This is a genomic window from Curtobacterium sp. C1 (genome assembly GCF_021049325.1).
In the GTDB taxonomy this organism is placed as follows: domain Bacteria; phylum Actinomycetota; class Actinomycetes; order Actinomycetales; family Microbacteriaceae; genus Curtobacterium; species Curtobacterium citreum.
Genome location: NZ_CP088076.1, coordinates 1,120,484 through 1,139,963, shown reverse-complemented (window position 1 = coordinate 1,139,963; position 19,480 = coordinate 1,120,484). Strand labels below are relative to the sequence as shown.

The following is a 19,480-nucleotide window of genomic DNA, read 5'->3' as shown; positions in this document are numbered from 1 at the left end:
CAGTCCGCCCGGACGGTGCGCGGCGGACGGACGGTCGGGTGCCGCCCGGCGGGTCCGGGCGCGGCGGCCGTCAGGACCGCTCCGCGCGACGCCACTCCCGGAACCGGTAGCGGGTGGCGTCCACGCGCGACTCCTGCCAGGGGCCGTCCTCGACGAGGGTCCACCCGTCGCCGAGCTCCGGTGCCCGGGTGTCGCCGGGGACGTCCAGGTCGACGATCGTCTCGGACACCCGGTCGGCGAACGGCAGCGCCTCGGCGTACACGGCGCCCCCGCCCATCACCCACACGGGCTCGTCGGTGTCGAGGGCGGCCCCCAGGTCGTGAGCCACCTCGGCCCCGTCGGCCGTCCACGCCGGGTCGCGCGTCAGCACGACGTTCCGGCGTCCGGGCAGCGGACGGAACCGCGGTGGCAGCGAGTCCCACGTGCGACGGCCCATCACGACGACACCGTCGCCGGTGACCTGCCGGAAGTGCGCGAGGTCCTCGGGCACGTGCCACGGGATGCCGCCGTCGGCGCCGATGACCCCGGACGCGGTGCGCGCCCACACCATGCCGACGCCGCGGACGGGCTCGGTCCACGCCATCAGACGGCGACCGCGGCCTTGATCGCCGGGTGGTGCTCGTACCCGACGACCGTGAAGTCCTCGTACTCGTAGTCGTCGATCGAGTCGCGCGGTGCGAGCTCGAGCGTCGGGTACGGGTAGGCCGTGCGGGACAGCTGCTCACGCACCTGGTCGACATGGTTGTCGTAGACGTGGCAGTCGCCGCCGGTCCACACGAAGTCGCCGACCTCGAGCCCCGTCTGCGCCGCGATCATGTGCGTGAGCAGGGCGTAGGACGCGATGTTGAAGGGGACGCCGAGGAACATGTCCGCGCTGCGCTGGTACAGCTGGCACGACAGCTTGCCGTCGTTGACGAAGAACTGGAAGAACGCGTGGCACGGGGCGAGCGCCATGTCCGGCACGTCCGCGACGTTCCAGGCCGACACGATCAGCCGGCGGGAGTCCGGATTCGTGCGGATCTGCTCGATGACCTGGGCGATCTGGTCGACGTGCTCCCCCGACGGCGTCGGCCACGAGCGCCACTGCACGCCGTACACCGGGCCGAGGTCGCCGTCCTCGTCGGCCCACTCGTTCCAGATGCGGACGCCGTGCTCCTGCAGCCACCGCGCGTTGCCGTCGCCGCGCAGGAACCAGAGCAGTTCGTACGCGACGGACTTGAAGTGCACGCGCTTCGTCGTGACGAGCGGGAAGCCCTGCGACAGGTCGTACCGCAGCTGCGCCCCGAAGATGCTCCGCGTCCCGGTCCCGGTCCGGTCGCCCTTCGGTGCCCCCTCCTCGAGCACCCGCCGCAGCAGGTCCTCGTAAGGGGTGGGGACGGTGGGATCGGGCTGCACGGTCTCGGTCACGACAAGAGCCTACGTCCGATGAGTAGCGTTGCGAGCATGTCGACAGAGCCCCTCTCGATCCTCGTCGCCGGTGCGTCCGGCTTCATCGGGACCCCCCTCGTGCACGCCCTCCGCGAGGCCGGACACCACGTCACGACCCTGACCCGCAGCGAGCCCCGCACCGCGAGCGCGTTCCGCTGGTCCCCCGGCACCCGTCCGCTCGACCCCGCGGTCCTCGACGGCGCGGACGTCGTCATCAACCTCGCCGGAGCGAACATCGGCAAGCTCCCGTGGACCGAGTCCTACAAGCGCGAGATCCTCGAGTCCCGCGTGCAGGCGACGGACACCCTTGTCGAGGCCATGCGCCGTGCCGCGAACCCCCCGGCGCTCTTCCTGTCCGGGTCGGCCTCCGGCGTCTACGGGGACCGCCCGACGGACGTGCTCGACGACGACGCCGTCGCCGGCAGCGGGTTCCTCGCCGACGTCTGCACGAAGTGGGAGGCCGCCGCGACCGCCGCCCCCGAGGGCGTCCGGGTCGTGCTGCTCCGCACCGGCATCGTCGTCGGCCAGGGCGGCGGTGCGCTCGCGCCCCTCGTCCCGCTGACGAAGGCCGGCCTCGGCAGCAAGCTCGGCACGGGCGGTCAGTTCTGGCCGTGGATCGCGCTCGAGGACGAGGTCGGCGCGATCGTCCACCTCGCCACGAGCCCGGACGCCGCGCAGGTGTCCGGCCCGGTGAACCTCGCGGGTCCGGAGCCGGCGGTCGCCGACCGGATCACGAAGCGCGTCGCGCAGGACCTGCACCGTCCGTACCTGCTCGGCGTGCCGGCCTTCGCGCTGCGGCTCGTGCTGCGCCAGGCGGCCGACGAGATGCTCCTGTCGAACCAGCAGATGGTGCCGCGGAAGCTCGAGGAGTCCGGGTACACGTTCCGCCACCGGTACGCCGAGAGCGCGGTCGACGCGGCCTTCTGATCCGCACGGACGTCGCGGCGGTCGCGACCGTCGACCGGACAGGAGGCTCGTGGCGGGCCCGCCACGAGCCTCCTGTCCGTCAGGCCGTCGGTCCGTCCGCCCGTCGGTCGGTGCGCGCGGTGGCGAGCGCCGTCCGCATCGCGGCCCGCGCACGCCTGCGGTCACCCGCGGCGTCGTAGACGACACCGAGCCGGAACCAGGCCCGCCAGTCGTCGGGGTCGGCCTCGACCGCGGCCTTGTAGCGCGGGAAGACCTCGTCGGCCGCCGCACGGTCGGGGCGGCCGCTCGGCATGAGCGGCACGACGTCCTGCGGGGTGCCGCCCTCGCGCTCGAGGCGACGACCGAGCCGGGTGATGCGGATCCCGAAGCGGAACTCGAGCACGAGCAGGAGCGCGCCGATCAGGGCCACCACGACCAGCGCGACACCGATGCCGATGCCGATCGGCTGCCCCGTCGCCATGAACGCGACGGCGCGCTGCCCCACGACGACGATGTAGAGCAGGAGCAGGGCGGCCATCAGGGCGGCGGGCCAGAACGGCGAGCGGAACGATCGGAGCACGGCGTGCCGCTCAGCCGACGCCGAGGACGCTGCCGAGCCCGACCGTCAGGCCACGGGCGTCGACCACGTGGGCGAGCGCCGCCCGGATGCCGGCGACGTACGCGACGTCGTCGTTCGTGTCGTGGCGGATCGTGACGGTCTCGCCGGGGCCGCTCAGGTGCACGTCCTGGACGGCCTTGACCCCGGGGAGCCGGAGCGAGTGGATCGGGACGCTCGCGACCTGCTGCCCGCGGGCGCGCTGGTCGACGTGCGGGGCATCGACGGGGCCGACCTCGCGCCGGGCGTCCGCGATGAGCTCCGCGGTCCGCACGGCGGTCCCGGACGGCGAGTCGACCTTGCCGGCGTGGTGCGTCTCGACGATCTCGACCGCGGGGAACCACGGCGCGGCGATCGTGGCGAGGTGCGTCGCGAGCACCGAGCCGATCGAGAAGTTCGGCACGACGAGGACCCCCTGGTCGGGTCGTGCCTCGAGCCCGGCGCGGAGCTTCGCGAGCCGGTCGGACGACCAGCCGGAGGTGCCGACGAGCACGTTCGCGCCGCTCGCGAGGGCGTTGTCGACGATCGCCGGGCTGAGCGCCGGGACGGTCACGTCGACGACGAGTGCGGCGCCGGCGAACACCGACGGCGGTGCCTCGTGCGCGCCGTCCCGCGACGACAGGGATGCGACGAGCTCGAAGCCGTCGAGGGACTCGACCACGGAGGCCACGAGGCCCCCGAGACGACCGGTGGCGCCGACGACGGCGACGGGAGTGACCATGGCTCCCATCCTAGGATCGGACCATGCCGCTCCAGGTCAGGTCCGTGCCCGCCGACGCCCCCGAAGTCGACGCGCTGCTCGACGCGTACCTCGACGAGCGCGAGGCCACGTTCCCGAGCGCGCAGGGGTCCTACTCGCGGAAGCGCACCCCGGCGGCGGAGTTCGTGCCGCCGAACGGCACCTTCGTCGTGGCGTACGACGACGACCGGCCCGTCGGGTGCGGCGGGCTCCGCCGGATCGCCGACGACGGGGACGACGTCCGCTTCGAGGTCAAGCACGTGTACGTGACCCCGGTCGGTCGCGGGAAGGGTGTGGCGACCGCGGTGATGGACGCGCTCGAGGACGCTGCCCGCGGGTTCGGGGCGACGAGCGTCGTCCTCGACACGAACGACTCGCTCGTCGCGGCCGGCGCGATGTACCGCGGCCGCGGCTACGAGCGGGTCGCGCCGTTCAACGAGAACCCGAACGCGACGGCCTGGTACCGGCGACCGGTCGGCTGAAGCCCGCCCGGGACGGTCGACGTCCCTAGACCGGCTGGTCGACCGGCAGCCCCGTGCGGAGCTCGACCGGCAGGTGCGCGAGGTCGTTGAGGGTGACGACCTCGGCCGGCTTGGCGGAGCGGATCCGGATGATCGTCAGTGCCGTGTGCGCGACGTTCGTCCCCATCCACCGCCACTCCGGCGCCTGGAACGCCTCGCGCACGAACCAGCCGATGACGGCGTTGTGCGTGATGAGCAGGTCGTGGCGGTCCTCGCGCGCCGGCGTGAACCACTCCGCGACGGCGTCGCCCATCTGCGCCTGGCCCGCGACGATCTCCTCTTCCGTGACGCCGCCGTACCAGCCCTGGTAGGCGTGCGGCATGTCCGGGGTCGGACCGGAGGGGATGCAGTCGAAGAGCAGGGTCGAGGGCTCCGGCTGGATCGACGGCAGACGCTGGGCGAGGAACGCCGCGGTCTCGCTCGGGGCGTCGAGCGGCGAGTGGTACACGCCGTCGAACGGCACCCCGCCGAGCCGGTCGGCCACGAGCATCGCCTGGCGCTTCCCGCGCTCCGAGAGCTTGCCGTCCCGCAGGCCGTGCTCGGCGTCCTGGTGCTCACCGTGCCGGACGAGGTACAGGTAGTGCGACACGTCGGTCACCCCTCGGCGCCGATGGCGGCCGCGAGCTCGTCGCGCTGGACGGCCCCCACGACCGAGGTGATGGTCGGGCGGGTGAGCAGGTCGCGGGCGAGGTCCAGGACGTCCGCCGGGGTCACCCGGTCGACCCGCTGCAGGGCGGTGCCGAGGTCGGTGAACTCGCCGGTGCCGAGCTCGGACCGGCCGAGTCGGGTCATCCGTGCGTCGCTGTCCTCGAGCGAGAGCGTCAGCGCGCCCTCGATCTGGCCCTTCGCACGGCGGAGTTCCTCGTCGGTGATGCCGTCGTCGACCATGCGGCGGAACTCGGCGTCGATGATCTCGACGACCCCGGCGACGTTGTCGGGGGCGCAGCCCGCGTAGACCCCGAAGGCTCCGTTGTCCAGGTACGCCGGTGCGAAGGAGGACACTGCGTAGGCGAGGCCCCGGCGCTCACGGACCTCCTGGAAGAGCCGCGAGCTCATCCCGCCACCGAGGACGGCGTTCAGGACGCTGAGCACGGGGCGGCGCTCGTCACGGAGGTCGAGACCCTGCGAGCCGCGGAGCATGCTGACCTGCTCGGTCGGACGGTGCGCGACGGCGAGCTTCGGCACGGCCGGATCCGCCACGGGCTGCGGCGTCCGCCGGGCCAGCGGCGACGCGTGCGGGGCGTCCCGGAAGACGTGCTCGACGAGCTCGCGGAAGCGGTCGTGGTCGACGGCACCGGCGGCGGTCACCACGATGCCGTTCGGTGCGTAGTGCTCGCGGTAGTGGTCCAGGACCTCGGCGCGCCCGACCGCGCGGATGCTCTCGGGCGTCCCGCCGATCGGTCGGCCGAGCGGGTGCCCGTCGAAGGCCGCGGCGAAGAACGCCTCGCCCGCGACGTCGGCCGGGTCGTCCGCGGCCATCGCGAGCTCCTCGAGGATGACGCCGCGTTCGACGTCGAACGCCTCGGCCTCGAGCACCGAGCCGGTCACCATGTCCCCGATCACCTCGACCGCCATCGGGACGTCGGTGTCCCGGACGCGGGCGTAGTAGCAGGTGTACTCCTTCGCGGTCGCGGCGTTGTGCTCGCCGCCGACCGAGTCGAAGGAGATCGCGATGTCGAGGGCACTGCGTCGCTCGGTGCCCTTGAAGAGCAGGTGCTCGAGGAAGTGCGTGGAGCCGAACTGGCCCTCGCGTTCGTCGCGGGACCCGACGCCGACCCAGAAGCCGAGGCTCGTGGAACTGGCTCCGGGGACCGACTCGGTGAGGACCCGGACTCCGGACGGCAGCACGGTCCGACGGACGAAGGCACCACCGGACGTCAGGAAGGACGTGTCCGGGGCCTCGAGCGGCAGCGGTACTGGCTGGTTCATCGCAGACGAGCCTACTGACCCTCGGGAGCCGACCGCCCAGTTTCCCCAGGCCCACAGCGCGTGCCTCGAACTGGGGTACATCGGATGAGGATAGAAAGACTCGTCTGTCTGTCCTCCCCGTGGTACAGTTCTTGCATCGGGTCGGAAGCCCCCCTAGATTCCGACCCGATGGCTCGGGACATCAGTCCTCGCGCGGCGGAGTCCCCCCACTCCCCCGCGGAGCCGATGAGTCCGAGGAGCAACGCTGTGACGGTCGATTCCCCCCAACCGGCCGTCCAGCGTCTCCCCGGCCCGAGCACGAACCTCGCGTCGCCGGACGGGTCGAGCGTCCCCCCGGCTCCCCGTTCCGGCGGCGCGAAGGTCCGGATCCTCGAGACCGCGACGCGCCTCTTCTACGAAGAGGGCATCCGCGGTGTCGGCGTCGACCGTCTCATCTCCGAGGCGAGCGTCACGAAGGCCACCTTCTACAAGCACTACGGCTCGAAGGACAACCTGATCCTCGCCTACGTGCGCACCCAGCACGAGCGCGTGCGCGCCGGCTTCGAGCAGCTCGTCGCCGACGCCGCCAGCCCCGAGGCCGCGGTCCGCGCCTGGGTCGCCGCCGTCTCGGACGAGGTCGGTCGTGCCGAGTTCCGCGGCTGCGCGTTCCTGAACGCCGCCGCCGAGTACCACGACCCGCGCGACCCCGTGCGCGAGGTCGTCGCCACCCACCGCGACTGGTACACGGACCAGCTCGCCTCGCTCCTGCAGCGCGCCGGGCACCCGCTGCCCGGGGACGGCGCCGACGAGCTCATGCTCGCGCGCGACGGCGCGATGGCCGGCGCGTACGCCGGCGACGCGATCGCCGCGACCGCTGCGCTCGGCCGCGTGGTCGACCGCGTCATCGCGGCCTGACGCCTCGCCTTCGACCCGACCGGCGGACTGGAGGATCGTGGCGGCGCCCGCCACGATCCTCCTGTCCGACCCGTCCCACCTCCGCGACAGGAGCCGGGTGTTTGCTGGCGGCATGGCCAACGACCCCAACTGGAACCTCCCCGAGGTCCCCACGTTCACCCTGACGAGCCCCGACTTCTCCGACGGCGACGCACTGCCCGACTGGGCGCGCGGCGCCGACGCCGGTGGCGAGGACCGCTCCCCCGCGCTCGAGTGGTCCGGGGCGCCCGAGGGCACGCAGAGCTACGTCCTCACCGTGTACGACCCCGACGCCCCGACCGGCTCGGGCTTCTGGCACTGGAGCCTGACCGACCTGCCGGCGTCGACGACCTCGCTGCCCCAGGGTGCCGGGACCGACGACGCACTGCTCCCCGCCGAGGCGCTCCGCCGCCGCAACGAGTACGGGACCGACACCTTCCTGGGTGCCGCACCGCCCGCCGGCCACGGCCCGCACCGGTACGTGTTCACGCTGAGCGCACTCGATGTACCCGTGCTCGAGGCCCCCGCCGACGCCACCCCCGCCGTGGTCGGCTTCCTGCTCCGCGAGCACCTGCTCGGGCGCGCGCAGCTCACCGGTACGCAGGAGACCCCGGCGTCCTGACGCCCCGCTCCCCGAACACGACGACGGCCGTCACTCCCGTGGGAGTGACGGCCGTCGTGGGTCAGCCGGGGATCAACCCTCGGCGTTGTCCTCGGTGTGCTTCTCGTGGCCCTCGCGGCCCTCGGTGTCCACCTCGTCGGCGACGACCGGCGCGAGCGACAGCTTGCCGCGGTCGTCCACCTTGGTGACCTCGACCAGGATCTTCTGGCCGACGCCCAGGACGTCCTCGACGTTCTCCACACGCTTGCCACCGGCGAGCTTGCGGACCTCGGAGACGTGCAGCAGCCCGTCGCGGCCCGGGAGCAGCGACACGAAGGCACCGAAGGTCGCGATCTTGACGACCGTGCCGAGGAACTGGTCCCCGATCTCCGGGTTCGTCGGGTTCGCGATCGCGTTGACCTGCGCACGGGCGGCCTCGGCCGAGGGGCCGTCGACGGCGCCGATGTAGACGGTGCCGTCGTCCTCGATCGAGATGTCGGCACCGGTCTCGTCCTGGATGCCGTTGATCGTCTTGCCCTTCGGGCCGATCAGCTCGCCGATCTTGTCGACGGGGATCTGCACCGAGATGACGCGCGGGGCGGTGTCGGCCATCTCGTCGGGGGCGTCGATCGCCTCGGTCAGCACGCCGAGGATCGCGGAGCGCGCTTCCTTGGCCTGCTTGAGCGCGGCGTCGAGGACCGACGAGGGGATGCCGTCGAGCTTCGTGTCGAGCTGGATCGCCGTGACGAAGTCGGACGTGCCGGCGACCTTGAAGTCCATGTCACCGAGGGCGTCCTCGGCACCGAGGATGTCGGTCAGCGCCGCGTAGCGGGTCTGACCGTCGACGGTGTCGGAGACGAGGCCCATCGCGATGCCCGCGACCGGGGCCTTGAGGGGCACACCGGCGTTGAGGAGCGACAGGGTCGAGGCGCAGACCGAGCCCATCGACGTCGAACCGTTGGAGCCGAGGGCCTCGGACACCTGACGGATGGCGTAGGGGAACTCCTCGCGCGACGGCAGCACCGGCACGAGGGCGCGCTCGGCGAGGAACCCGTGCCCGATCTCGCGACGCTTCGGCGAACCCACACGGCCGGTCTCACCGGTCGAGTAGGGCGGGAAGTTGTAGTGGTGCAGGTAGCGCTTCTTCGTGACGGGCGACAGCGAGTCGATCTGCTGCTCCATCTTGAGCATGTTCAGCGTGGTGACGCCGAGGATCTGCGTCTCGCCGCGCTGGAAGATCGCGGAACCGTGGACGCGCGGGATCACGGCGACCTCGGCGTCGAGCGGACGGATGTCGGCGAGGCCGCGGCCGTCCATGCGGACCTGCTCGGTCAGGATGCGGCCGCGGACGACCTTCTTCGTGACCGACTTGTAGGCGCCGCTGACCTGGCCGTTGGCGGACTCGGGGAGCTCCCCGGCCTCGACCTTGGCCGCGATGGCCTCCTTGACCTTCGCCTTGAGGGCGTCGTCCTTGTCCTGACGCTCGAGCTTGCCAGCGATCTGGTAGACGCCCTTGAGCTCGTCGAGCGCGAGGGCCTCGACCGCGTCGTAGACCTCGGGGGCGTACGGCGGGAAGACCGGGTAGTCCTGGATCTCCTTGGCCGACTGGGCGGCCATCTTCGCCTGCGCCTCGACGAGGACCTTGAGGAACGGCTTCGCCGCCTCGAGGCCCTGCGCGACGACGGCCTCGTCCGGCTTGGTCGCGCCGCCCTGGATGAGGTCCCAGCTGTGCTCGGTGGCCTCGGCCTCGACCATCATGATCGCGACGTCCTCGTTGCCCTGGTCGTCGGTGACGACGCGGCCGGCGACCGTGAGGTCGAAGACGGCCTCGGCGAGCTGCGACGCCTTCGGGAACGCGACCCACTGGTCACCGATCAGGGCCAGGCGCACACCGGCGATCGGGCCGGAGAACGGCAGACCGGAGATCTGCGTCGACGCAGACGCGGCGTTGATCGCCAGCGCGTCGTAGAACTCGTCCGGCGCGATGCTCAGGACGGTGATGACGATCTGGACCTCGTTGCGGAGGCCGTCGACGAACGACGGGCGCAGCGGCCGGTCGATGAGGCGGCAGACGAGGATCGCCTCGGTGCTGGGACGGCCTTCACGACGGAAGAACGAACCGGGGATCTTGCCGGCGGCGTACGAGCGCTCCTCGACGTCGACGGTCAGCGGGAAGAAGTCGAAGCCCTCCCGCGGGTGCTTGCCGGCGCTGGTGGCCGAGAGGAGCATGGTCTCCTCGTCGAGGTACGCGGCGACCGCGCCCTGCGCCTGCTGTGCGAGGCGGCCGGTCTCGAACCGGACGACGCGCTTGCCGAACTTGCCGTTGTCGATGACGGCCTCGGCGAACTTGATCTCGGGACCCTCCAAAAGGGTGCCTCCTTGACGTGTTCGGCAGACCGGGGCGACGGCACCCGACGGTGCGTGCGCGCCGAGGGGGTCGGGACGCATGTCTGGCCAGCAGTAGAAGCACTCGGGACTCCGAACGGCCCGCGAGCCACCACCGATGACCAGCTCCGTGCCGGGTCTGCGCAGTGTTGTGTGCCACGACTGAGCGTGACGTCCGGGGAACGGTCCCCGGACGGTGAGGACTTTACCAGCCCTCAGGCGCAGCGCGGCGAGGCGCCGGTGACACGGGCGTGTCCCCGCTAGCCTGCCGCCATGCGTCTCTCTCCGTCCCGGAGCGTGCTCGTCGCGGCCGCCGTGGTCGTCGGCGCGCTCGTCGTGCCCGCCATGTTCGCCGCGCCCGCGAGCGCCACCGACTACCCCACGTGGGCGGACGTGCAGGCCGCGAAGGGCAACGAGCAGGCGAAGCAGGCCGAGATCGGCACCGTGCAGGACGCCCTGCACGCCGCCCAGGCCGACGCCGCCGCCAAGTCGCAGACGGCGCTCGACGCGTCGGCCGCCGCGGACGCCGCCGAGGCGGACCTCAGCGCCGCCACCCAGGCCGCCACGAGCCTCCAGGCCCAGGCCGAGGACGCCCAGCAGACGGCCGACCGCGCCCAGGCCCGCGCCGGGCAGCTCGCCGCGAGCCTGTACCGGGACGGCAGCGAGAACGCGATGGCCACCCGGATCGCGACCGCGAAGGACCCGGACGACCTGCTCTACCAGCTCGGCGCGCTCGACCAGCTGACGGGCACGTGGACGGACGTCCTCGACGACGCCTCGGTCGCCGCCCACACCGCGTCGTCGCTGCACGAGCAGGCGACCCGCGCCGAGGACGAGCGGGCGTCGCTCGCGTCGGCTGCCGAGCGGAAGTCCGACGCGGCCGCGGCGGCGTCGAAGACCGCGGCGCAGGCGGTGTCGAGCACCCAGCAGCACAGCGACGAGCTCTACGCGCAGCTCGCCTCGCTGAAGGACACGACCGCGGCGACCGAGCAGCAGTACGCCGTCGGGCAGGCGGTGGCCGCACAGGCGGCGGCGCAGGCACGCGCGGCACAGGCCGCGGCGCAGGCAGCAGCGGCGGCGAAGGCGCAGGCGACCCCGGGGAGCTCGGGCGCGGCGTCCTCCGGCAACGCGTACCCGAGCACGGACGGCGTCGTGGTCGACCCGGCCGGCGCCCAGGCCTACGCCCGCAGCGCCATCGGGGCGTACGGCTGGGGCTCCGACCAGTTCTCGTGCCTCGTGTCGCTGTGGACGCAGGAGTCCGGCTGGCGCGCGAACGCCCTGAACGTGTCGAGCGGGGCGTACGGCATCCCGCAGTCCCTGCCGGCGAACAAGATGGGCGTGGCCGGAGCGGACTGGCGGACGAACGCGGCGACGCAGATCAACTGGGGCCTGGCCTACATCCACGACGCGTACGGCTCGCCCTGTGCCGCGTGGAACCACGAGATGAGCGAGAACCCGCACTGGTACTGAGCGGGTGCGCGGCCCGACGACGCCGCTCGTGCGCGCTCGGGTGACGCCGCGCCGCTCGTGCCGGCTCGGGTGACGCCGCGACGCGGGTGCGCGCTCGCCTGACGCAGCGTCGGGCCGGTCAGGCGGCGGCCGCGTCCTCCGCCGGCCAGCCGCCGAGGCGCACGACCGAGCCGTCGGCAGCGACCAGCCGCGCCGCCCGCCCGCTCTGCCGCAGCCAGTCGACGGCGGCGTACCCCCGCACCACGGCGGCGGTCGTCATCGAGTTCGCCGTCACGCAGGACGGTGCCACGACCGTCACGGAGCGCCAGACCGGGTCGGCCGGCAGACCCCACCGCGGGTCGAGGATGTGGTGCCGTGCCCGACCGTCCTGCTCCCATCGTCGCTTCTGCGTGCTCGACGTCGCGACGGACCAGCCGGAGGCGATGCGCACGTGGTCCGCGGGATCGTCGTCGAGGTCCTGCACGCGCACCTGCCAGCCGCCGGACGGGTCCGGGCCGGCGGTCGCGACGTCGCCGCCGAGCGAGACCAGTGCACCGATGCCCAGGCGCGCCGTGATGCTCGCCGCAGCCATGTCGGCCGCGGCGGCCTTCGCGGTCGCGCCGAGGTCGAGCGTGACGCCCTCGGGGACGCGCAGGAACGTGCCGGAGAGCAGGATCCGCTGCCACGCCGGACGGTCGTCGAACGCCCTGGCGAGCAGCTCCGGCGACGCCTCGGGGTCGGGCCCGTCGGTCACGAGGGCACCGTCGACGAACGCAGCGTCGTAGCCCAGGCGCACCATCCGGCGGCCGAGCGTCGGGTCGACGTCGCCGTCCGTCAGGCGCGCGGCGTCGACGGCCTGGTGCACGAGCGACGCGAGGAGTGGGGAGACCTCGGTGCCGCGGACGAGTGCGTCGGCGCGGGCGACGAGCTCGGAGTCGGCGCGGAACCGACTGCACGCGGCGTCGACCGCTGCGGTCACCTCGCGCACGCAGGCCTCGGCTGCGGCGAGGTGCCGACGGTCCCGGCGGTCGAGGACGACCCGGGCGGTGGTGGTCCAGAGGTCCCACTCGGCGGCGGCGCGCACGGTCACGATCCCGTCGTCGTCGCGTCGCTGGCACCGGAAGCGCCGGTGGTCCCCTGCGAGACGCCCTGGTCCGAGGTGCCGGTGCCGGTGCCGCTCGAGCTGGTGCTGCCCGAGTCCGTGGTGCTCGAGCCGGACGTGCTCGTGTCCGTCGTGCTCGAACCGGACGTGGTCGTGCTCGTCGTGCTGGAGTCCGTCGCGCTCGTGCCGGTCGTGGTCGTGACCTCGTGTCCGATCCACACCCCGGCGCCGGTGAGCCCGGCGACCACCAGTCCCGCCGTGCTCACGATCGCGCTGGTGGTGCGTCGCCCGTTCCTGCGGTTGCCGTCCATGGGTCCTCCTCGTCGTCACGACGAGCCTCGCGGACCGGCCCGGGTGTCCCCGGGGCGTGCGCTGCGGCCGCACCCCGCGGATCCGATGAGGACCCTAAGAGCGGATCAGTGACCGAGTCCGCCGAGCAGCGACGCGAAGTCCACCGTTTCGGGGAGGGCGTCGGTCCGCTGCGGGGTCCGCCGGGAGGATCGGATCGCCCAGGCCAGGTCGACCCCGGCCCGGCGGATGCGTGCGTCCAGGGCGGCCGCGTCCTCCGGGCTCCCCCAGTCGTCGGTCGCGGCGAAGACGCCCGTCGGCACGACCGCGGCGCGGAGGTACGCGAAGACCGGTCGGAGCGCGTGGTCGATCGCGAGCGAGTGGCGCGCCGTGCCGCCCGTGGCGGCGAGCAGCACCGGCACGTCGGTCATCGCGTCCTTGTCGAGCACGTCGAGGAAGGACTTCGCCAGGCCGCTCACCCCGGCGGTGAAGACCGGTGTGACGAACACGACGGCGTCGGCCTCGAGGACCGTCGCCTGCGCGGCCGCGAGCCCCGGCGCCGCGAACCCCGTGAGCATCGCGTCGACGATCTCGTGGGCGATCGGACGCAACTCGACGTGGCGGACGTCCACCGAGCCTCCCGGCCGATCCGCCGTGATCGCGGCGACGGCCGACCCGGCGAGGCGATCCGCGAGCAGGCGCGTGGAGCTGGGCTCGGAGAGCCCGGCGGAGACGACGGCGATGGTGGTCATGGCGATTCCCGACTTTCGATGCGTTTGCATGAACATCGTACCCAACCGGCGGAGGGACGCAACCATTCCCCGCCGTCGTGCGCGGGAACGGAGAAGGCCCCGGTCCTCACGAGGAGGACCGGGGCCTTCGGTCGAGCAGTGTCTGCGAGACGACCAGCGGCGCTGACCTTATCGGCGCAGGCCGAGGCGCTCGATGAGCGCACGGTAGCGGCTGATGTCGACGTCGGAGAGGTACCCGAGGAGGCGGCGACGCTGGCCGACCATGAGCAGCAGACCACGACGCGAGTGGTGGTCGTGCTTGTGCTCCTTGAGGTGCTCGTTCAGGTCGTTGATGCGACGCGTCAGAACGGCGACCTGGACCTCGGGGGATCCGGTGTCGCCCGGGTGGGTCGCGTACTCTTCGATGATCTCCTGCTTGACCTTCGCGTCAAGTGCCATGGATGATCCCCTTCCCTGTCCTCTGAACGAGAACTGTCGTTGCGCGGTGCCCGTGCCTGATGCACGAGCGCTCTTTGTCCGCGGCCGTTCGACGGCAACCGGACGAGACTACCAGAGATCAGGCCGTGCGGGCACGCAGGCGGCGGCGGCGCGGGGCCGGCAGCAGGCTCCGGACGAGTCCGACGAGCGTCGCGCCGAGCAGGCCACCGAGGCCGTTCGACAGGACGTCCCGCGGGTCCGCGACGCGGTAGGGCAGCCAGGCGGCCTGCGCTGCCTCGATGCCGACGGACAGGCCGACGCCGACGACGGCGCCGAGGAACCACCACCGGCGGGGCAACCACAGCGCCGCGAGCATCCCGACCGGCACGAACATCGCGATGTTCGCGAGGAACTCGACGCGGTCGTAGCCGAACCAGGCGCCGTGCGGCAACTGCTGGAGCCAGGCGATTGCGTGCAGGACGAGCTCGCTCTGGGCGTGCGTGAAGACCTGCGGGGTGAGGGTCATCCGCCAGATCACCCAGGCGTAGCCGACGGTGACGGCGAGGAGCAGGGTCTTCCGGAACATCCGGTCAGTATCGGTGCACGCGGCTGGCAGATCCCGGCGGGCCGGCTGAGCGGACGCCGGGTCGCGGTTCCCCGGAGCGGGCCGGACCTGCCAGCATGGGCGCATGCCGGAGCAGGGGAACCGCAGCCGCCGGGGTGCCGGTCGGCGCCAGTGGGCGTGGATCGGGGGCGCCGCCGTCGTGGTCGCGGCCCTCGTCACGACGCTCCTGCTCGTGCTCCCCGCGGGCGACCACCAGGACGGCCGGGACGTGACCGACCGACGCACGGCGGCGCAAGCGTTCCCGGGTGGCCTCGCCCAGCAGCCCGCGACCGACAACCAGGCCCTGCGCCGGGAGTCGGACGCCCGGGCCGCCGGCGACACCACCACCGCGTCCCGGCTCGACGTCATCGCGGACCAGCCCGTCGCGACCTGGCTGACCGACCCGTCGCAGGACGCCACCCGCCAGGTCGTCCGTCGTGTCGTGCGGGACGCCGAGCAGCAGGACCGGACACCGGTGTTCGTCCTGTACGCGATCCCCGACCGCGACTGCGGCAGCTACTCCGCCGGCGGGACGACCGAGCGCGACTACCTGCCGTGGGTGCGTTCGGCCGTGCGGGCGATGGCCGGATCGCACGCCGTGGTGCTCGTCGAACCCGACTCGATCGCGCAGATCCACGTGTGCAAGCGGCTCGGCGAGGACCGGCTGCACCTGCTGCGGAAGGCCGTCGACGAGCTGACCGGACACGGCCTCACGGTGTACCTGGACGGCGGCAACGAGAACCGCGTCCCCGTCGCGACGATGGCGGGGTGGCTCCGGCAGGCCGGGGTGGACCGGGTGCAGGGGTTCGCCACGAACGTCTCGAACTTCTACCGCGTCGACCAGGAACGTGCGTACGCCGACCGGCTCGCCGACGCGATCGGGGACGACCCGCACTTCGTCATCGACGTCTCGCGCAACGGTCGGGGCTGGAAGGGCACGTGGTGCAACCCGCCGGGCGCCGGACTCGGGCAGGCGCCGCACGTCACCGGCGGCACGACGCGGCTCGACGCCCTGCTCTGGGTGAAGACCCCCGGCCTGAGCGACGGCACCTGCCACGGCGGACCACCGGCCGGACAGTGGTGGGAGTCGTACGCGCTCGCACTGGTCGAGAACCGCAAGCAGGACTGAGTCCCGTCGGCCACCGATCGGGGGTCGGTGGTTGCATGACGCCATGACCGCGCCCGACCGCATCCGCTCCGTCGTCCCGCCCTACCTGCTCAGCGCCGTCGCCGACGCCGCCGAGCACCCCCGCGCCGCCGCGGCCGCCCGGACGGCCCTGGGCGAGATGACCGCGGTCGCGGCCCCGAAGCGGGAGCACCGCGTCCGCCCGCAGGGCGTCGCCGGCACCGTCGACCGCTCCCCGCAGCGGACGATCGCCGACGCGGCCGGTGGCACGACCCTGCCCGGACGGGTGGTCCGCCGCGAGGGCGAGCCGGACACCGGCGACGCCGCCACGGACGAGGCGTACGCGGGCCTCGGCGCGACGCACGCCTTCTGGCTCGACGTGTTCGGGCGGGCCTCGGTCGACGGCGCGGGACTCCCCCTCGACGCCACGGTGCACTACGGGCAGGACTACGACAACGCGTACTGGGACGGGCAACGGATGGTCTTCGGCGACGGTGACGGCGAGGTGTTCAACCGCTTCACGATCGCCCTCGACGTGATCGGCCACGAGCTCGCGCACGGCGTCACGCAGTACACCGCCGACCTGACGTACGAGGGGCAGTCCGGCGCGCTCAACGAGTCGGTGTCGGACGTCTTCGGCTCGCTCGTCGCGCAGTACACCGCCGGGCAGACCGTCGACCAGGCGAGCTGGCTCATCGGCGAGGGGCTCTTCACGGACGCGGTGCACGGGGTCGCCCTCCGCTCGATGCGGGCGCCGGGGACCGCGTACGACGACCCGGTGCTCGGCAAGGACCCGCAGCCGGCGACGATGGCCGGGTACGTGCAGACCACCGAGGACTCCGGGGGCGTGCACGTCAACTCGGGCATCCCGAACCACGCCTTCTACCTCGCCGCCACGGCCATCGGGGGTCGCGCGTGGGAGGGTGCGGGCGCGGTCTGGTGGGACGCGCTGACCTCGCCGTCGACCACCGCGGGGATCGACTTCGCGGGCTTCGCGGGCGTCACGCTCGACGCAGCGTCGGCCCGCTTCGGTGCCGGGTCGACCGAGTGGACCGCGGTCCGCGACGCCTGGCGGACGGTGGGCGTCCACACCGCGTCGTGACGGCGTACAACCGGGGCATGCAGATCGTCGTCCGTCGCAGTGGTGGCCTCGCCGGCCTGACCCGGGGCTGGCGGGTCGACACCGAGTCGTGCGCCGACCCGGACGCGTGGCACGAGCTCGTCGGCGCGCTCCCCCGCGAGTCGCCCGGCGCACGTCGCCGCACGGTGCCGGACGACTTCACGTGGACCGTCACGGTCGCGCGGACGACCGTCGAGATCCCGGGCAGCCAGCTCGACGGACCATGGGCCGCGCTCGTCTCACGGGTGCGCGACGAGGGCGACCCGGTCTGACCGCGGCCCGACCGCCGGTCCGGCGCCCCGGACCGGCCCGGCCAGGCCGGGGGGACCTCAGTCGGTGACGTCGACGACCACGAGCCGTCGCGTCGGTCGGGTCATCGCGACGTAGACGGCCGCGGCCGCCCGGGCCGCGTCGGCCCCGACCCGCTCGGGGTCGACGAGCAGCACGCCGTCGAACTCCAGGCCCTTCGCGTCGGCACCCGTGAGCACCGTGACCGATCCCGGACGCGGCGAGCCGAGCCCCCGGACGTCGGCCTGCGTCGCCGCCAGCCGTTCCCGGACCGCAGCCACCGACGCCTCGGGCACGATCACGCCGACGGTGCCGGAGCCGATCCGGTCGCGCTCGGACAGCACGAGCTCCGCGACCGTGTCGAGCAGCAGCGCCCGGGACACCGACACGCGGTCCACCGGGTCGCCGTCGCGCACCGCCTCGGTCCGGGTGACGGCGAGCGCGGCGGCGTCGGCGAACGCGCCGGCGGCCTGGACGATCGACCGCGGCGTGCGGTAGTTCACGGTGAGCTCGGCGATGCGGTGCTCGATCGGCACGAGCGGTGCACGACCCCGGCGACGACGGGCGAGCGCGCCGACGACGTCGTCCCACGAGCGGGCCGCGGCCGGCGACGACCCCTGCGCCATGTCGCCGACGATCGTGAACGACCGGAGCGGGTTGCGGCGGGCGAGCACGCGCCACTGCATCGGCGAGAGCTCCTGGGCCTCGTCGACCACGATGTGCCCGTAGGTCCACTCGCGGTCCTCGGCGGCGCGCTCGGCCGTGGTGCGGGGGTCCCCGCCCTCGGCGAAGGAGCCGGCGACCTGCTCCGCGGTGACGATGCCCTCGACGCCCATGTTCTCGATCGCCTGTCGCGCGTTCTCGACGTCGCGTGCGTGGCTCGCCTTCGCACGGCGCTTCGCGGCCCCGCCCGTCGGGTCGAACGGGCCGAGGAGCTCCGCCGCCTCGTCGAGGAGCGGGACGTCCTCGATCGTGAAGCCCGAGCCGCGCGGACGCTCGAGCAGCGCGCGCTTCGCCGGGGTCCAGTCCGGCGTGAGCGACGCGAGCCAGTTCGGCCGGGCGTAGAGGTCCTCGAGGAACTTCTCCGGCGGCAGCGGCAGCCACGCGGTGTTGAGCAGCACGCGGGCGTCGTACGAGCCGCGGATGTCCTCGCGCAGGACCTTCTCGTCGGCTTCGTCGACCGTGGTGCCCCGCTCCCGGAGCTGGTCGGCGAGCAGTCGGGTCATCGCGTCGAGGGCGATCTTGTTGAACGTCACCCGGGCGACGTTGTGCGGCTTCCCCCGGTCCTGCGCGCGCTTCATGGCGTCGGCCACGAGCTGCGGCGGGACGGTGAGCCGCTCGCCCTCGACGTCGAGCGTCACGGACGCGGTCGGCACGACCTGGCGCGAGCGCACCGCCCGGCGGAGCAGGGCGGCCATCTGCGCCGAGCCCTTCACCGCGGCGACGTCGCCGTGGTCGTGCGTGGTCGCGTGCAGGCCCGGGTACAGCGACCCGAGCGACGCCATCACGACGCCCGTCTCGCCGAGGGACGGGAGCACCTGCTCGATGTACGTCAGGAACGCCGACGACGGCCCGACCATGAGCACCCCGGAACCGCGCAGGCGCTCCCGGTGCGAGTAGAGCAGGTACGCGGCGCGGTGCAGCGCCACGGCTGTCTTGCCCGTGCCGGGGCCGCCCTGCACGATGAGGACGCCCTCGAGCGGCGAGCGGATGATCCGGTCCTGCTCGCCCTGGATCGTCGCGACGATGTCGGTCATCCGGCCGGTGCGCTCCGCCGTGACCGCCGCGAGCAGCGCGCCCTCGCCCTGCAGGTGCGTGCGCTCGTCGTCGTAGAGCGTCGCGTCGAAGACCTCGTCCTCGACGCCGACGACCGTGCGGCCGTCGAGGGTCAGGTGTCGGCGGGCGCGCATGCCCATCGGGTGCGCCGCGGTCGCCTGGTAGAAGGCGCTCGCCCCGGGGACGCGCCAGTCGAGCAGGAGCGGGCGGTGCTCGTCGTCCCGCAGGCCGACACGGCCGATGTAGCGGAAGGTGTCCTCGTCGTCGTCCGGCTCGGAGACCTCGAGCCGACCGAACACCAGGCGGTCGCCGACCCGGTCGAGCGTCGCGATGGTGTCCTCGTACAGTCGCGCGTACGCGTCACGCTCGCTGCGGCTCTGGTGGTTGCCACCGACCGCCTGTCGGCGGGTCTCGGCGAGCCGCTGCTCGGCCTCCGCCGTCAGCTCGTCGAGCCGCGCGAACAGCCCGTCCACGTAGCCGCGCTCGCGGTCGATCTCGGTCGGTTCGGACACACGCCACCC

21 protein-coding genes are annotated in these 19,480 nt (G+C 73.1%); 8 read left to right on the top strand and 13 right to left on the bottom strand.

The genetic code is table 11. The annotated features are described in order from the left end of the window. Window positions 1-70: 70 nt before the first annotated feature. A complete protein-coding gene (locus tag LQK89_RS05565; protein ID WP_058742942.1) occupies window positions 71-583 on the bottom strand; it encodes a dihydrofolate reductase in 513 nt (170 codons plus the stop codon). After that, window positions 583-1,407, bottom strand: a complete 825-nt coding sequence (locus tag LQK89_RS05560) for a thymidylate synthase (protein WP_231050428.1) — start codon at window positions 1,405-1,407, stop codon at window positions 583-585. Before LQK89_RS05560 ends, LQK89_RS05565 begins: the two co-directional genes overlap by 1 nt. Before the next feature lie 36 nt (window positions 1,408-1,443). Between LQK89_RS05560 and LQK89_RS05555 the strand changes: the two genes are divergently transcribed. Further along, window positions 1,444-2,355 carry a TIGR01777 family oxidoreductase gene (locus tag LQK89_RS05555; protein WP_231050427.1) on the top strand — a complete coding sequence of 304 codons (912 nt, stop codon included), beginning with the start codon at window positions 1,444-1,446 and terminating at the stop codon, window positions 2,353-2,355. A 79-nt stretch (window positions 2,356-2,434) separates the two neighbouring features. Here LQK89_RS05555 and LQK89_RS05550 read toward each other — a convergent pair whose 3' ends face one another. Together LQK89_RS05550 and LQK89_RS05545 are read right to left on the bottom strand one after the other, a co-directional pair. After that, a complete protein-coding gene (locus LQK89_RS05550; RefSeq protein ID WP_231050748.1) occupies window positions 2,435-2,872 on the bottom strand; it encodes a tetratricopeptide repeat protein in 438 nt (145 codons plus the stop codon). A 52-nt stretch (window positions 2,873-2,924) separates the two neighbouring features. Next, on the bottom strand, window positions 2,925-3,671 hold the full coding sequence (locus LQK89_RS05545) for a 4-hydroxy-tetrahydrodipicolinate reductase (RefSeq protein ID WP_144802067.1): 747 nt from the start codon (window positions 3,669-3,671) through the stop codon (window positions 2,925-2,927). Between the two features lie 23 nt (window positions 3,672-3,694). Between LQK89_RS05545 and LQK89_RS05540 the strand changes: the two genes are divergently transcribed. Next, window positions 3,695-4,171, top strand: a complete 477-nt coding sequence (locus LQK89_RS05540) for a GNAT family N-acetyltransferase (RefSeq protein WP_231050426.1) — start codon at window positions 3,695-3,697, stop codon at window positions 4,169-4,171. Window positions 4,172-4,196: 25 nt separating this feature from the next. Here LQK89_RS05540 and LQK89_RS05535 read toward each other — a convergent pair whose 3' ends face one another. Then, complete coding sequence (locus tag LQK89_RS05535) at window positions 4,197-4,799, bottom strand: histidine phosphatase family protein (RefSeq protein ID WP_111227629.1); 603 nt, start codon at window positions 4,797-4,799, stop codon at window positions 4,197-4,199. Between the two features lie 5 nt (window positions 4,800-4,804). Continuing rightward, window positions 4,805-6,139, bottom strand: a complete 1,335-nt coding sequence (locus tag LQK89_RS05530) for a M16 family metallopeptidase (RefSeq protein ID WP_231050425.1) — start codon at window positions 6,137-6,139, stop codon at window positions 4,805-4,807. A 246-nt stretch (window positions 6,140-6,385) separates the two neighbouring features. On the opposite strand from LQK89_RS05530, the gene LQK89_RS05525 reads away from it, so the two are divergent. Together LQK89_RS05525 and LQK89_RS05520 are read left to right on the top strand one after the other, a co-directional pair. After that, the gene (locus tag LQK89_RS05525) at window positions 6,386-7,033 is read left to right on the top strand and encodes a TetR/AcrR family transcriptional regulator (RefSeq protein ID WP_058742598.1); all 648 of its coding nucleotides are present in this window, start codon (window positions 6,386-6,388) and stop codon (window positions 7,031-7,033) included. Window positions 7,034-7,145: 112 nt separating this feature from the next. Next, complete coding sequence (locus LQK89_RS05520; protein WP_114849101.1) at window positions 7,146-7,673, top strand: YbhB/YbcL family Raf kinase inhibitor-like protein; 528 nt, start codon at window positions 7,146-7,148, stop codon at window positions 7,671-7,673. Between the two features lie 72 nt (window positions 7,674-7,745). On the opposite strand, the gene LQK89_RS05515 is transcribed toward LQK89_RS05520, so the two are convergent. Further along, window positions 7,746-10,019 carry a polyribonucleotide nucleotidyltransferase gene (locus tag LQK89_RS05515; RefSeq protein ID WP_231050424.1) on the bottom strand — a complete coding sequence of 758 codons (2,274 nt, stop codon included), beginning with the start codon at window positions 10,017-10,019 and terminating at the stop codon, window positions 7,746-7,748. A 291-nt stretch (window positions 10,020-10,310) separates the two neighbouring features. On the opposite strand from LQK89_RS05515, the gene LQK89_RS05510 reads away from it, so the two are divergent. Next, window positions 10,311-11,507, top strand: a complete 1,197-nt coding sequence (locus LQK89_RS05510) for a coiled-coil domain-containing protein (protein ID WP_231050423.1) — start codon at window positions 10,311-10,313, stop codon at window positions 11,505-11,507. 118 nt (window positions 11,508-11,625) lie between these two features. Here LQK89_RS05510 and LQK89_RS05505 read toward each other — a convergent pair whose 3' ends face one another. The 5 genes from LQK89_RS05505 to LQK89_RS05485 all read right to left on the bottom strand — a co-directional run bounded on the left by LQK89_RS05505 (window position 11,626) and on the right by LQK89_RS05485 (window position 14,631). Next, on the bottom strand, window positions 11,626-12,576 hold the full coding sequence (locus tag LQK89_RS05505) for an FAD:protein FMN transferase (protein WP_231050422.1): 951 nt from the start codon (window positions 12,574-12,576) through the stop codon (window positions 11,626-11,628). Next, entirely contained in the window at window positions 12,573-12,899 is a 327-nt protein-coding gene (locus tag LQK89_RS05500; RefSeq protein WP_186315199.1) for a hypothetical protein, read from the bottom strand. The genes LQK89_RS05505 and LQK89_RS05500 overlap by 4 nt, the downstream gene beginning before the upstream one ends. Window positions 12,900-13,004: 105 nt before the next feature. Further along, a complete protein-coding gene (locus tag LQK89_RS05495; RefSeq protein WP_058742594.1) occupies window positions 13,005-13,628 on the bottom strand; it encodes a CE1759 family FMN reductase in 624 nt (207 codons plus the stop codon). A gap of 168 nt (window positions 13,629-13,796) precedes the next feature. After that, window positions 13,797-14,066 carry a 30S ribosomal protein S15 gene (rpsO, locus tag LQK89_RS05490; protein WP_058742593.1) on the bottom strand — a complete coding sequence of 90 codons (270 nt, stop codon included), beginning with the start codon at window positions 14,064-14,066 and terminating at the stop codon, window positions 13,797-13,799. 118 nt (window positions 14,067-14,184) lie between these two features. Then, window positions 14,185-14,631, bottom strand: a complete 447-nt coding sequence (locus LQK89_RS05485) for a VanZ family protein (RefSeq protein ID WP_058742592.1) — start codon at window positions 14,629-14,631, stop codon at window positions 14,185-14,187. Between the two features lie 103 nt (window positions 14,632-14,734). Here LQK89_RS05485 and LQK89_RS05480 point away from each other — a divergent pair, with 103 nt between their 5' ends. Genes LQK89_RS05480 through LQK89_RS05470 form a run of 3 tightly spaced genes read left to right on the top strand, consistent with a single transcriptional unit; the run spans window position 14,735 to window position 17,167 of the window. Then, window positions 14,735-15,778, top strand: a complete 1,044-nt coding sequence (locus LQK89_RS05480; RefSeq protein WP_231050421.1) for a glycoside hydrolase family 6 protein — start codon at window positions 14,735-14,737, stop codon at window positions 15,776-15,778. A gap of 43 nt (window positions 15,779-15,821) precedes the next feature. Beyond that, window positions 15,822-16,877, top strand: coding sequence for a M4 family metallopeptidase (locus LQK89_RS05475; protein ID WP_231050420.1), 1,056 nt, complete (start codon window positions 15,822-15,824; stop codon window positions 16,875-16,877). 17 nt (window positions 16,878-16,894) lie between these two features. After that, the gene (locus LQK89_RS05470) at window positions 16,895-17,167 is read left to right on the top strand and encodes a protealysin inhibitor emfourin (protein WP_058742605.1); all 273 of its coding nucleotides are present in this window, start codon (window positions 16,895-16,897) and stop codon (window positions 17,165-17,167) included. A gap of 57 nt (window positions 17,168-17,224) precedes the next feature. Here the strand turns inward: LQK89_RS05470 and LQK89_RS05465 are convergent, their stop codons facing one another. Next, window positions 17,225-19,471: a HelD family protein gene (locus LQK89_RS05465; RefSeq protein ID WP_231050419.1), complete on the bottom strand. Its 2,247-nt coding sequence runs from the start codon at window positions 19,469-19,471 to the stop codon at window positions 17,225-17,227. Window positions 19,472-19,480: the final 9 nt, after the last annotated feature.